General features: G+C 55.3%; 15 protein-coding genes and 1 pseudogene. All 16 read right to left on the reverse strand.

From position 1 onward, the window contains the following. Positions 1-83: 83 nt before the first annotated feature. The 16 genes and pseudogenes from ahrC to spoIIIAG all read right to left on the reverse strand — a co-directional run bounded on the left by ahrC (position 84) and on the right by spoIIIAG (position 13,436). Entirely contained in the window at positions 84-530 is a 447-nt protein-coding gene (gene ahrC / locus PSAB_RS16605; RefSeq protein ID WP_025335717.1) for a transcriptional regulator AhrC/ArgR, read from the reverse strand. A 29-nt stretch (positions 531-559) separates the two neighbouring features. Next, complete coding sequence (locus PSAB_RS16610; protein WP_025335718.1) at positions 560-1,033, reverse strand: hypothetical protein; 474 nt, start codon at positions 1,031-1,033, stop codon at positions 560-562. Between the two features lie 67 nt (positions 1,034-1,100). Next, on the reverse strand, positions 1,101-2,036 hold the full coding sequence (locus PSAB_RS16615) for a TlyA family RNA methyltransferase (RefSeq protein ID WP_025335719.1): 936 nt from the start codon (positions 2,034-2,036) through the stop codon (positions 1,101-1,103). A gap of 33 nt (positions 2,037-2,069) precedes the next feature. Next, a complete protein-coding gene (gene dxs, locus PSAB_RS16620; protein WP_025335720.1) occupies positions 2,070-3,980 on the reverse strand; it encodes a 1-deoxy-D-xylulose-5-phosphate synthase in 1,911 nt (636 codons plus the stop codon). A 92-nt stretch (positions 3,981-4,072) separates the two neighbouring features. Next, positions 4,073-5,038 (reverse strand): polyprenyl synthetase family protein, encoded by a 966-nt coding sequence (locus tag PSAB_RS16625; RefSeq protein WP_025335721.1) that lies wholly within the window; start codon positions 5,036-5,038, stop codon positions 4,073-4,075. Next, positions 5,025-5,285: an exodeoxyribonuclease VII small subunit gene (gene xseB, locus PSAB_RS16630; protein WP_025335722.1), complete on the reverse strand. Its 261-nt coding sequence runs from the start codon at positions 5,283-5,285 to the stop codon at positions 5,025-5,027. The genes PSAB_RS16625 and xseB overlap by 14 nt, the downstream gene beginning before the upstream one ends. Further along, a pseudogene (xseA, locus tag PSAB_RS16635) lies at positions 5,254-6,641 on the reverse strand (exodeoxyribonuclease VII large subunit). The gene xseB and the pseudogene xseA overlap by 32 nt, the downstream one beginning before the upstream one ends. Positions 6,642-6,651: 10 nt before the next feature. Continuing rightward, entirely contained in the window at positions 6,652-7,509 is an 858-nt protein-coding gene (gene folD, locus PSAB_RS16640; RefSeq protein ID WP_025335723.1) for a bifunctional methylenetetrahydrofolate dehydrogenase/methenyltetrahydrofolate cyclohydrolase FolD, read from the reverse strand. A 103-nt stretch (positions 7,510-7,612) separates the two neighbouring features. Next, positions 7,613-8,065 (reverse strand): transcription antitermination factor NusB, encoded by a 453-nt coding sequence (gene nusB, locus PSAB_RS16645; RefSeq protein WP_025335724.1) that lies wholly within the window; start codon positions 8,063-8,065, stop codon positions 7,613-7,615. Between the two features lie 242 nt (positions 8,066-8,307). Next, positions 8,308-8,538 carry a DUF2273 domain-containing protein gene (locus PSAB_RS16650; RefSeq protein WP_025335725.1) on the reverse strand — a complete coding sequence of 77 codons (231 nt, stop codon included), beginning with the start codon at positions 8,536-8,538 and terminating at the stop codon, positions 8,308-8,310. A 15-nt stretch (positions 8,539-8,553) separates the two neighbouring features. Further along, positions 8,554-9,096, reverse strand: a complete 543-nt coding sequence (gene amaP, locus PSAB_RS16655; protein WP_025335726.1) for an alkaline shock response membrane anchor protein AmaP — start codon at positions 9,094-9,096, stop codon at positions 8,554-8,556. Between the two features lie 74 nt (positions 9,097-9,170). Further along, positions 9,171-9,587 carry an Asp23/Gls24 family envelope stress response protein gene (locus PSAB_RS16660; protein ID WP_025335727.1) on the reverse strand — a complete coding sequence of 139 codons (417 nt, stop codon included), beginning with the start codon at positions 9,585-9,587 and terminating at the stop codon, positions 9,171-9,173. 112 nt (positions 9,588-9,699) lie between these two features. Beyond that, positions 9,700-11,043 carry an acetyl-CoA carboxylase biotin carboxylase subunit gene (gene accC, locus PSAB_RS16665; RefSeq protein WP_025335728.1) on the reverse strand — a complete coding sequence of 448 codons (1,344 nt, stop codon included), beginning with the start codon at positions 11,041-11,043 and terminating at the stop codon, positions 9,700-9,702. A 16-nt stretch (positions 11,044-11,059) separates the two neighbouring features. Continuing rightward, positions 11,060-11,593, reverse strand: a complete 534-nt coding sequence (gene accB, locus PSAB_RS16670) for an acetyl-CoA carboxylase biotin carboxyl carrier protein (RefSeq protein ID WP_025335729.1) — start codon at positions 11,591-11,593, stop codon at positions 11,060-11,062. Positions 11,594-11,841: 248 nt separating this feature from the next. Further along, positions 11,842-12,732 carry a SpoIIIAH-like family protein gene (locus PSAB_RS16675; RefSeq protein ID WP_025335730.1) on the reverse strand — a complete coding sequence of 297 codons (891 nt, stop codon included), beginning with the start codon at positions 12,730-12,732 and terminating at the stop codon, positions 11,842-11,844. 62 nt (positions 12,733-12,794) lie between these two features. Beyond that, positions 12,795-13,436, reverse strand: coding sequence for a stage III sporulation protein AG (spoIIIAG, locus tag PSAB_RS16680; RefSeq protein WP_025335731.1), 642 nt, complete (start codon positions 13,434-13,436; stop codon positions 12,795-12,797). Positions 13,437-13,458 lie beyond the last annotated feature (22 nt).

Genomic DNA, 13,458 nt, shown 5'->3' on the forward strand with positions numbered 1-13,458 from the left:
TCAGCAGGACAGTTCAGAGGGCAAATGCCCTCCCATGTCCAGAGCCGATTCTTGTGATTGGAGAAAATTTTTCTCAGAATGTGTTAAATGTAACCCATGATCTGCGATACCACTGTTTTGCTGTCGTCCGCCTCCCGGCAGATTATCAAAATGGTGTCATCACCGGATATCGTTCCCATAATTTCGGGCCACTCGATGCTGTCGATCAGCGCTGCGACGGAATTGGCCGTTCCAGGCAGGCATTTCATGACGACAAGATTTCCCGAATAATCGATGTGTACGAAATTGTCCACAAGCACCCGCCTCAGCTTCTGCGTCGGATTATAGCGCTGATCAGTCGGCAGCGAGTATTTGTATCTCCCGTCATCCATCGGAACCTTAATCAGCAGGAGCTCCTTGATATCCCTGGAAACGGTAGCCTGGGTTACCTGGAAACCCGCATTCCGAAGTGCTTCGACCAGCTCGTCCTGCGTTTCAATATCCCGGTGGGTAATAATTTCACGAATTTTAATATGTCTTTGACCTTTCATTAATGGCCTCCCGTATGTTCAAAAAGGTTCTAGTCGTTCTCTCCGTCATCCCTGCCAAAAGTGATCAGATTGACCGTGCCCGCCGCAGCATTTACATAGAGCACTCCGCTCACCTCCGGATAAATCAGGAGATACGGCAGCAGCATGTCTCGCATCCCGCTTCCGGTCCATTCCAGCGGACGGCGCGGCCTGGCCAGTATAACGAGATACTGCGTGCCGTTCTCGGCTTCCGCAATGTAATCGACGAACAGCCGGCTGTATAGCTTAGCACCGTCAACGTTGAAGGACAGCGGTATTTTCAGCTTGCCGCCGACGACTTCATAGCCTGCATTTTCCAGCAGATTCAGCGCAGGATGAGAAATGATCTCTTTATTTAACGGAATGTGATCCTGCAAAAAAGAACGCGGCGAGCTCTGCAGCCATATATAAATGCGGTAGATGACCCAAACCGCCAGTCCAACGCCGATCAGCGCCATAACCGCCCTGTCCGGGCTACCCGTCATTGGAAATCACCTCGGTGATGTATTCGCTTAGACCGAGCCAAATCCCTTTTAAATAGCCAAAAGAAACTCATCGACCCGATGAGTTTCCATGAGATGCCTTACCACCGAACGTGCCCGAGGCTTCCGCCACAACGGCTTCCGCGAGCGCAGCATAATCGCCTTCAAGCCGGGGGAAAGTTTCCGCTTCGGAGGATGCTTTCCCCCCGTCCGCGCCTTCGCCGCCTGATTGTGTCTCTTCCGGTTCCAGATGCCAGTGGGCCAAAAATTCGATATTGCCCTCACCGCCCGTAATCGGGGAGAAGGTCAATCCTTTCAGAATATATCCCTGTTCACGGGCCATCTCAAGCACATTAATAAGCACTTCCCGGTGAACCGCCGGATCGCGAACGACGCCCGATTTGCCAACCTTCTCCCGCCCGGCCTCGAACTGGGGCTTAATCAGCGCGACAATATCAGCCGGCTTTCGAAGCAGCGCTTTTAGCGGAGGCAGGATAATCTTTAGCGAGATAAAAGAAACGTCGATGCTGGCAAAATCGGGAACGGGGCCTTTGAGATCCGGCGGCGTCATATACCGGAAGTTCGTCCGTTCCATGACGCATACCCGTTCATCTTCCCGGAGCGACCAGTCCAGCTGGTTATATCCGACATCGATCGCATAGACATAGGCCGCCCCGTTCTGAAGCGCGCAATCAGTGAAGCCCCCGGTGGAAGCGCCGATATCCAGCATTGTCCGGCCGCCGACATCGATGCTGAACCGGCGCAGCGCTTTTTCCAGTTTGAGTCCGCCGCGGCTGACGTACGGATGTACGGCGCCCTTGACCTTCAGAACAGCGCTGCGAGGCACTTTCATCCCGGCTTTCTCGATGCGTTCTTCATCCGCAAGCACAAGACCGGCCATGATGGCCGCCTTGGCTTTTTCGCGGCTTTCGTAAAAGCCCTGCTCGACGAGCAGCACGTCGATTCTTTCCTTCGGGCTCCGTTCTTTCTCTTTACCGTGCTCCATAGTCATCTCCAAATTTCTATACTCGGGTCTCCCTTAGGCTTGCGAAGACGTTGTCTTGCCGAATGGATAAGAGCTTGCCGCCTTCATCGATTTAATCCGGGCGCATACCGCCTCGACGGTAAGTCCCGTCAGCTGGCGCTGTTCTTTGATCGAGCCGTGTTCAACAAAAATATCCGGCACGCCCATCAGCTCCACCGTAACGTGATGCAGCCCATGCTCGGCATAATGCTCCAGCACGGCGCTGCCCAGGCTCCCCGCCTGGCTCGCTTCCTCCAGCACGATCATCTTCGTGCCGGCACGGGCGAGACTTTGAAGCATGGAGCCGTCCAGCGGCTTCAGGAAGCGGGCGTTCACGACCCCCGTCTGAATACCCTCACGTTTGAGCAGATCCGCCGCATCCTCCGCCAGCTGTACCATCGGGCCGCAGGCAATGATAGCGAAGTCATCACCGGGGCGCAGCCGTTCCCATGACCCGATCGGCAGGCAGCGCAGCTCCGGATCAAGCGCTGTTCCGGTCCCGTTAATGCGGGGATAACGGTACGCGATCGGGCCGTCATTGTATTCCAGCGCCGTCTTCATCATATGGCGCAGTTCATTCTCATCCTTGGGCATCATCAGCACGATGTTCGGAATATGACGCATAAAAGCGATATCGTATACGCCCTGATGCGTCTCCCCGTCAGCGCCGACAAATCCGGCCCGGTCGATGGCGAACATCACATTGGCGTTATGGCGGCAGATGTCGTGAACGATCTGGTCGTAGGCACGCTGCATGAAGGTGGAATAAACCGCAAACACCGGTTTCATTCCTTCCATGGCAAGCGCGGCGCAGAGCGTGGCCGCATGCTGCTCCGCAATGCCCACATCAATCATACGCCCCGGAAATTCCTTCGAGAACGGGAACAGACCGGAGCCTCCCGGCATCGCGGGAGTAACGGCGACAAGCCGTTCATCCTGCCGGCCGAGTTCGATCAGCGTCTCACCGAACACTTCCGTGTACATCGGATGACCAACCGCTTTCAGCACCTGGCCGGATTCGATCTTGTACGGGGTAATGCCGTGCCATTTATAGGAATCGGCTTCCGCCGGTTGATAGCCTTTGCCTTTGGTGGTGAGCACGTGAACGAGCACGGGTCCCGCCACATTGTCCGCCTGGTGGAACGTATCGATCATGGTCGCAAGATCATGACCGTCCACAGGGCCGAGATACGTAAAGCCCAGCTCCTCAAACAAAACGCCGGGAACCATCATATATTTCAGGCTGTCCTTCATCCGTTCCGCGGTCTTCGCCAGACGGCCGCCGATCGCCGGAATCTTCCTCAGGAGCCCTTCCACTTCGTCCTTGGCCCGCAAATAATGGCGGTCCGAGCGAATTTGGCTTAAATAGTTATGCATCGCGCCGACATTAGGGGCGATGGACATTTCGTTGTCGTTCAGGATGACCATCAGCTTGCGGCGCTCATGTCCGATATGGTTCAGCGCCTCGAACGCCATGCCGCCGGTCAGAGCCCCGTCGCCGATTATGGCGACAACCTTGTTGTCTTCTCCCTTGAAATCGCGGGCCATCGCCATGCCCATCGCTGCGGAGAGGGAGGTGCTGCTGTGCCCGGCTTCCCACACGTCATGCTCGCTCTCGGAGCGCTTGACAAAGCCGCAGAGCCCGTTCTGCTTGCGCAGCGTATCAAACCGGTCCTGGCGGCCGGTCAATATTTTGTGGACATACGCTTGATGTCCGACATCAAATATAAATTTGTCCCGGGGACTGTCGTAGCAGTAATGCAAGGCCAGCGTGAGCTCCACCACTCCCAGATTGGAGGCGAGATGTCCGCCTGTCGCAGACAGCTTCTCAATCAAAAACCTGCGTATCTCGTCCGCCAGGGTATTCAATTGTTCGATCGATAGCGATTTCAGTTGCTTAGGATCATTTAGTTGTGGAAGCAGCACGTGATTTCCCCGCTTTCCTGATGTTGTAAAGTATAACTCCCATTATAACATAAATGAAACGGCTGTCGAAATGCAGCCGTTTCCGTTTAGCTTTAGTGATCTCTGGACATTAAATAATCGGCGATTTCAATCAGACGCGCCCCATCGGCAAATCCGCATTCCCGCACAGCGGATTTCGCCTCTTCCGTCAGCCGCTCCACTTCAAGCCTTGAAGCCTCCAGCCCGATAAAATAGGGATAAGTCACCTTCTGCTGCCGGACATCGCTGCCCGTCTTCTTGCCGAGCTTGCTTTCGTCCCCGACGAGGTCGAGAATATCGTCCTGCACCTGGAACGCCAGTCCGATGCTGACGCCGAACCGCCGCAGCGCTTCAAGCTGCTGATCCGACGCTCCGCCAATACGTCCCCCGGCTAGGAGCGAGAAGACAATCAGATCCCCTGTCTTGTGCAGATGGATATAGCGCAGGCTGTCCAGATCGGTCAGCCCCTGCTCGCCTTCCATGTCGGCCGCTTGGCCACCCACCATGCCGCGCGGTCCGGCCATTTCCGCCAAGTCCTCCACGATGGACAAGACGTTCTCCGCGGATACCCCGTACCGGCGGGTGGCCTGCACAACGCTGTAAAAAGCATGCGTCAGCAAAGCATCTCCTGCCAGAATAGCCGTCGCTTCGCCGAATACTTTATGGTTCGTCAGCCGCCCCCGCCGGTAATCGTCGTCGTCCATAGCGGGCAGATCGTCGTGAATCAGCGAATATGTATGCACCATTTCGATTGCCGCTGCCACTGGCAGCGCCGCTTCCCGGCGTCCGCCAAGTGCTTCGCACGCCGCTATAACAAGCAGAGGGCGAAGCCGCTTGCCTCCGGCGAGCAGCGAATAGCTCATTGCTTCCGTCAGCTTGGCGGGTACCTCCCAATGCTTCGGGAAGAGCATCGTCAGCTCGCCCGCAACAAGATCGCTAACGCCGGCGATATATTCCTTTAATGGCTGTCGATTGTCAGGCTTCGGACTTTGGCTTTCTTCCGGTTCCTTTCCGAAGAGTCCGTTATTATTTGGAATCATCGCTTTCCCCTTCCAGGTCGGCGCCGAACGGCTTCTTGCGCAGCTGCCCGTCTTCTTCCACGATCATTTCGATTTTGCGCTCCACCTGCTCAAGCTTTGCCCCGCACAGCTGGGAGAGCTTCATCCCCTGCTGAAACAAATCGATCGCCTTCTCCAGCGGAACGTCTCCGTGCTCCAGTTCACGCACGATCAGTTCCAGCCGGTCCATCGCTTCCTCAAATCCCAGTTCCGCTTCTTCCTTCGCCATGATCTTTCGCATCCTCCTTCATTCCCCATACCTGGCAGTCCAGCTGCCCGTCCGCCAGCTTCACGACAACCAGATCGCCGAGCTGAACCTCGCTTAGCGATTTAATCAAATGCCGTTCCTTCTCATCGTAGACCAGGCTGTAGCCCCGCGCCATGACCTTAAGCGGGCTTAGCGCGTCCAGCGCCTTAAGCTCCGCCGCAAAGCGGGAGCGCTTGTCCGCAAGACGCGCTTTCATGGCGGCGACAAGCTCGCGCCTTGCGCCGTCGCTCCGGCGCCGCGCGGCAATGGCGCCCTCGCGCGGGCTATAGCGCTCCAGGCGGTGCCGCAGCACCGCCTGGCCGCTCGCGCGAGCGCGCCAGCCGCGCTTCGGCAGCGCGCTCAAGCCGCTGGCGCAGCATATCCAGCCGCTGCGCGTGCTGGAGCAGGTACCGGCGCGGGCTGACCAGCACCGGCGAGCGCTGCAGCGCCGCGAGCCGCTCGCGCCCGCGCATGGCGCGGCGCTGCAGCCCCTGGCGCAGCAAGCGCTGCAGCTGGCGGAGCTGCGCAGTCAGCTCCGCGGCATGCGGCACGGCCAGCTCCGCTGCGGCCGTGGGCGTCGCGGCGCGGAGGTTGGCCGCGAAATCGGCGATCGTAAAATCGGTCTCATGACCCACGGCCGAAATGACCGGTATATCCGACGCCGCAATGGCCCTCGCCACCGCTTCTTCATTGAATGCCCACAGCTCCTCCCAGGGAGCCGCCCCCGCGGCCCACGATGAGCACGTCGGCCTCGCCCATAGCGTTCAGGTCGCGGATCGCCTTCACGATGGATGGCGCCGCTCCCTTCCCCTGCACGAGTACGGGATAGAGCACGATGGACACCTGCGGAAACCGCCGGCGCAGCGTGATGAGAATATCCCTAACCGCCGCGCCCGTCGGCGACGTAACGACGCCGATGCAGCGCGGATAGCGGGGCAATGGTCGCTTCAGCTCGGCGGCGAACAGTCCTTCCTGTTCGAGCTTCTTCTTCAGCTGTTCATAGGCAAGATACAGGCTGCCGATGCCGTCGGGCTGCATGTGCGTGGCATAGAACTGATACTGACCGTCCCTTTCGAATACCGTCACATTCCCTCTAGCGATGACCCGCGAGCCTTCCTTCGGTACGAAAGGCAGCCGCTGGTTATGGGAAGCGAACATAATCGCCTTGATGCGGCTGCTCTCATCCTTGAGCGTAAAATACATATGCCCACTGCCATGATGCGTAAAATTCGAAATTTCTCCCCGAATCCACACATCGGAGAGCAGATGATCCGAGTCAAGCTTCATGCGGATATAACGGTTGAGATCTTTAATGGAATATACCTTCCGCTCCGCCATGATGCCTGTCCTATTCCAGTCCGCGGCGGCGCTTGGCCGCAGTCAGCGTGTTCACCATCAGCATCGTAATCGTCATCGGGCCTACGCCTCCCGGAACCGGCGTAATGTAACCGGCGACTTCCTTGGCGCTATCGTAGTCAACGTCTCCCGCCAGCTTGCCGTTATCCAGACGGTTCATGCCCACGTCGATGACGACCGCGCCCGGCTTCACATAAGAAGCGTCAACAAAGTTGGCGCGGCCGATCGCCACCACAAGCACATCGGCCTGTTTGCACAGCTCGGCCATATTCACTGTGCGGGAATGGCACATGGTAACCGTCGCGTTCTCCCGCTGGAGCAGCAGGGATACCGGCTTGCCGACAATATTGCTGCGGCCGATTACAACAGCGTGTTTGCCGGAAAGATCGATACCCGTGCGCTTGATCAGTTCAATTACACCGGCCGGAGTACAAGGAAGCAGGCTGTCGTCGCCGATAACCAGATTGCCGACGTTAACCGGATGAAAGCCGTCGACATCCTTCTCTACGGAGATGGCGTCGATCACCGCTTTTTCGTTAATGTGCTTTGGCAGCGGGAGCTGCACCAGAATGCCGTCGATTTCGTCCGCCTTGTTCAGCTCGTCAACGAGCGCGAGCAGCTCCTCCTGGGAAGTTGATGCCGGCAGCCGGTGAACTACCGAATGGAAGCCGAGACTGATGCAGGTTTTTTCCTTACTGTTGACATATACCTGCGATCCCGGGTCTTCCCCGACAAGCACTACAGCCAAACCAGGCTTTACGCCGCGCTGCGAAAGCGCCTCGACCTCACGGGCAATATCCACACGAATTTCTTCGGAAACCAGTTTACCGCTGATGATTGCTGCTGTCATGACACTTATCTCCCCTTTAGTGAACTTTTTGTAGTAAGGTTGTCTTTTGCGAAAAAGGGCCAACAAGACGCATTTCATTTGCTTTTTTAAAGCAGTTTCATTTCTAGGAATGCTTTGTCTTCAGCTCTTCCAAATCCTGAATCATTTTTCCCAGCACTCCGTTGACGAACTTGCCGGAATCCTCAGTGCCGAAATGCTTGGCAAGCTCGATGGCTTCATTGACGGCAACCTTGGCCGGAACATCATTCAAATAGATCATTTCATAGGCCGCCAGCCGCAAAATTTGACGGTCGACGCGAGACAGCCGGCTCATCTGCCAACCTTTCAGGTAATGCTCCAGCATATCGTCAATCGCAGGCTTGGCTTCCCAAATGCCGTTGACATGGCTGAGCACATAATCTTTCAGCAGCAGCTCGTCCGAAATAACCCGCTCCGTCTCATTCTCCTCCGACGCTTCTTCCAGCAGCATCTCCACCGCCTCGCCGCTCTCGACCTCGTTCATCTCCATTTGATACAGGCTTTGTACTATAATTTCTCTCGCTACACGTCTTTTCATTGGGTTCCTCCTTATAATGATCCAGGCGATCGTTCAAATGCCCCGCTTCCATGTGAAATGGATGGAGACCTTCTTGGTATGCTTATATTAGGATGTACACTTTTCGTTCTGTTCATCGTCCTTGCTTCAGCGTCTGCTTAACCTCCAGATAGTCATTAAACGCAAAAAAACCGCACCGCCCTTCCCTCGGGCAAAACAAACAGCAGACCAGTTTCGCTCCGAAAGAAAGGCTTTAGCGCGGTTCACTTGAAGGGACGCCAGCGGGCCGACAGCTGCTCCAGAAGCTCCCGCCAAGGGAACAATGGAGCCTGCGCGTCTTTCCTGCCGCCAAGCGTATATCCGATGAACACAACCAGTGCAAAGAACAGCATATCCCAGAAACCGCTAATTAAATAAATGATGCCAAGAATTAAGCCAAAGGCTACTCCGGCGATTCTGCCACCGTGACTTTCCCAAATTTCTCTCCAAGGCATAAGGGAAACTCACCTCTATTCCACTCGACTTTTGAAGCTTGGGGACTGTGCAAGATTCGCAATATAGACGGAGACGTCCGCAACCGGAACGCCCGTCGTTTCCTGTACGTATTCATGTACCTGCCGCTGGATTTCCGATGTCAGGAGCGGCAGCGAATGCTCGCCGTCAACTACGCCCCGGATCATAATTTCCAGTCCCGCCTGGGAAACACGGATGCGCGATTTCAGGTCGCGAATGCCTTTAACCCGTCCGGCTGCTTTCAGGCTCAGATTCTCGATTGTTTCCATCGAGATCTGAATATCCCCGTATTCCGTTCGCTGATCCACTGACAGGGTGGAAGTCCGCTCCCGGCGCAGAGAAATGTAGAAGAACCGGATACTAAGAAGAAATAAAATGACCGCCACGGCAATCGCAGCAATATAAGCGGTGTCCCAATCCCGGATCCTCAGATTATTCATTGGGAGAACCCCGCTTAACAGGAGGATGGCAATAACGGATAATGCTCCGATGCTCAAGCTGTAGATAAACAGCAAAAGTCTGTCCAAAATTTTCGCCACGAGCCTCTTAACCTCCTTAAAGTAGACTAAACCCTCGACTTGACCGTCGGGGGTTTAATGAAGACCGGAAGTCCTTATTTCACACGAAGGGCAATATCGGTATCGTCACTAACGGTGTTCTTCTCTGCTGTCTTGAACTGTACGTCGTGAATATGCACATTCACTTCTACGACCGTCAGGCCGGTCATCGTCTCGATCGACCGCTTGACGTTACGCTGGATTTCCGCCGCCACTTCCGGAAGACGGGTACCGTATTCGATAATTACAGAGACATCCACAGCGGCTTCACGCTGTCCAACTTCCACCTTAACGCCTTTTGAAAGGTTCTTGCGGCCCAGCAGCTCGACAATGCCTCCGGCAAAACCTCCGCTCATGCCCGCTACGCCTTTAACCTCTACGGTCGCGAGCCCCGCGATGACCTCAATCACCTCGGGAGCGATTTGAATTTCACCGATTTCCGTACGTTCGAATTCTGTCGGCAATGTACTCATTTAGTCCCCCACACCTTTCGTATTTGTTACTGACGGCAAGCTTGAAGCACGTCTCTCCATTAAACATACTATATCATTTGGCGAACTTTATGACAAACCAAACCGCCCCGTCCTAAATTTCATTTTCTTCAAGGAATTTGATATCGAAATGACCGTCCAGAAATACGGGATGCTCCAGCAGTTTTTGATGAAATGGAATGGTTGTATGTATTCCTTCAATGGCAAACTCGCCAAGAGCCCGCTTCATTTTATGAATCGCCTCCTGGCGCGTCGGAGCCCAAACGATAAGCTTGGCAATCATGGAGTCATAAAAAGGCGAAATCATTCCGCCGGGGTAAGCGGCGCTGTCCACACGGACGCCAAGTCCGCCCGGAGGCAGGTAAAAACCGATCTTGCCCGGAGAAGGCATGAAATTCTTGGCCGGATCTTCGGCGTTAATGCGGCATTCGATCGACCAGCCGTTGATGACGATATCTTCCTGGGTGAACGAAAGAGGATTTCCTTCGGCCACCGAGATCATTTCCTTGATCAGATCGACGCCCGTCACCATTTCGGTAACCGGATGCTCGACCTGGATGCGGGTATTCATTTCCATAAAATAGAACTGGCCGTCCGGCCCGAGCAAAAACTCCAGGGTTCCCGCACCGGAATAATTCACGGCTTGCGCGGCGCGGACAGCCGCATCGCCCATGGCTTGGCGGATTTCCGGCGTAAGTACGGGGCAAGGCGCCTCCTCAACCAGCTTCTGGCGGCGGCGCTGCACGGAACAATCCCGTTCGCCGAGATGAACCACGTTGCCGTGATTGTCGGCGATAATCTGGATCTCGACATGCTTCATGCCCGTCAGATACTTCTCCAGATAGACCCCGGCGTTGCCGAATGCCTTCTGTGCTTCCTGCTGGGCTGCGGTAATCTGCTTGATCAGCGATTCCTCGTCTTCGGCGATGCGAATGCCTTTGCCTCCGCCTCCGGCCGTAGCCTTGATGATAACCGGATAGCCGATCTCTCTGCCGAGGAGAACCGCATCTTCCACATCCTCGATAAGTCCGTCGGAGCCAGGTATAACCGGAACTCCGGCATTCTTCATCGTATCTTTCGCCACCGCCTTGTCGCCCATTCGCGTGATGGCTTCAGGAGACGGTCCGATAAATGTGATATTGCAGGAACCGCAAATCTCGGCAAAATCGGCATTCTCGGCAAGAAAACCGTAGCCGGGATGGATGGCGTCACATTCGGTCAGGGTGGCGACGCTCATAATATTCGTAAAATTCAAATAGCTGTCCTTGGAAGCGGTCGGTCCGATACAATACGCTTCATCGGCCAGCCGGACATGCAGCGAATCCCGGTCGGGCTCCGAATAGACCGCCACGGTGGAAATTCCCAATTCGCGGCAGGCGCGAATAATCCGAACGGCGATTTCCCCCCGATTGGCGATCAGCACTTTTTGTATATTCATTTCTTTCCTCCCGATTCTAAGATTCCGGTTTCACCAGGAACAGCGGCTGGCCGTACTCCACAAGCTGTCCGTCCTCGGCGAGAACGGATACAATCTCCCCACGGACTTCCGCTTCCAGCTCGTTCATCAGCTTCATCGCTTCAATTATGCATACCGTTGTCTTCTCGGTCACCCGGTCGCCTGCGCTGACGAATGGAGGAGAGTCCGGTGATGCCGAGGTGTAGAATGTTCCCACCATGGGAGAAACGATTTTATGTAAGTTTCCTTCTGCGGGAGCAGCCGGTGTCTCCTGCTGCGGAGTCGCTTGAACGGGAGCAGCCTGAGCGGGTGCGGCTTGACCGATAATCTGCTGAGGAACCGGCGGCTGCGGAGCTGACGTAAATTGATAAGGATAAGGAGCAGCCGGAACCACATGCGCTTCCGCCGCTTCGGATCGGTCCGGTTTGCGGATGGCCAGCTTCATTCCTTCACTTTCAATCTCCAGTTCGTGGACGGAAGAGGTCTGGTCCAGCAGTTTGATCAATTCCTTAATTTCGCTTAATTTGAACATTTCGATCAGTTCACTCCTTCAGCTTTCACTTGAAACCGCCAACTTGGCGGAAAAGAAGAAACGTTAACGCTTCCTTGAGAAAGAACATCTTCCGTTTCAACTAATATTAGTAGGATGCCGGATTCGCTCGAAGCTTATCCTCCTATACTTCATGATAACTTTATGTATTATATCACAAACGCAAGAAATGGAAAGAGCCCGGGAAAACCCGAGCTCTTTCGTTAATTTATGAGTTTTTTCTGTTTGATTTACTCTTCCGAAACATGCTGTACGCTCACTTTATCCTGGGATACGCTCAGCTCTTTCATGACAAGATCGATGATGGAAGCCGCCTGCTTCACGTCCAGCTTGCTGCTCAGAACGACAACTTTATAGGAGTTGCCTTCTTCCTTGACAATTGCTTCGCTATACTGCTGCTGAAGCTTTTCTTCGATTCCGGTGATCTTGGACTCCTTCTCTTCCAACTGGTGCAGCTGCTCCTGGGCGGCCGCGCTGTCTGCAGGCGATTTGTCCATATCGTTGATCTTGGCCATCAAATCCTGCTGTTCCTTCAGGTTCTTCTGATCTCGTTCATACAAATAGTTGGTGAACAGGCTGGAGGCCGACGCGCTTTGCGAGGCGACTTCATTCAGTACGGCCGCGTCGCTCTTTGACGCGCTGCCGTCCGCCGAGGCGCTATCCTTGCCATTGTCCGCCGAGGTGCTGTCCGGTTTGGCTGATGCGGCCGGCGCCGAATCGGAAGTCTGATCCTTGGCGCCTTCCGAAGAAGAGTCTGCGGCGGATTTGCCGTTATCCGTTCCCGCCGCCGGCGAGTTCGGATCGTCTGCCTCCGAGCTTGCGGCGGCATTCGGATCAGCAGCAGCGTTCGGATCGGCGGCAGCGTTCGGATCAGCGGCAGCCCCAGGATCTGCTGACGAATCCGTGTTTTGCGAAGTCACTTCGCTGACTTCCGCGCCGCTGTCGGCCGTCGATGGAAGGGCGTCGCCGGACGAATTCTTGACGGAATCCACCTGAATCGTTCCGGCTGTCTCCTTGGGCGATGAAACGCCCGAGTCTTCCGTGAACAAATAATACGCAGAGAGCACCACCATCAAGCTGAGCATGGATACCAACCAGATTGTTTGTCTTTTGCCGTTCATTGCTTTTCCTCCTTTTTGCTGTTCCTTCGGATTCGGCGTTTAGGCCGCTGCGCTAAGAAGAGCTATTCCTGTTTGCGCGGCACGACGGAAATGCGGTAGCTTGGCACGTTCAGCGCTTTTTGCACCGCCTGCTCGATCAGTCCCCTCACCACCTTGTTCTCGGCTCCTTTGGCAACAATAACGACGCCGCGGACCTGAGGCTTGATTCGTTTGGTAATAATCGGCGTCTCGTCTCCGGATTGACTGTAAGTGACGATCTCGCCGTCTCTGGTGTACGTGGTTGTGTGGCGCTTGCCGCCGTTCGCATCGGTCTCATCGCTGAGCTGCTGGGAATCGTTCATGTTCCGCTGGACGACGACCTCCTCGGTGGAATCGACGGTAACCATAATGTCCACCGTGCCGACTCCGACGATTTGCTCCAAAATTCCCTTCATGCGGTTCTCCATCTCCCGTTCGATGCCGTCAAACGAGCTGGCACTTCCATCTGCCGTTTCCTGCATCGCCGCCTGCGAGCTCTGGTTCTGGGGCGGCTCTCTACTCGTATTCTCGCTGTCGAGCTTCTTCACATTGACAAAAGAATTGAACAGCATGATCGCCACGCCCAGCAAACCCAGAATAATCAACCAGCGGAACGTATGGTTCCGCTTCGGGTTCTCTGCTCCGCCTCCGATCAACTGTTCCAGCTTCTTCAGCCAGTTGCCCATTTCGTAACTCCTCCCTCACGTT

It is taken from the genome of Paenibacillus sabinae T27, assembly GCF_000612505.1.
Taxonomy (GTDB): domain Bacteria; phylum Bacillota; class Bacilli; order Paenibacillales; family Paenibacillaceae; genus Paenibacillus_AQ; species Paenibacillus_AQ sabinae.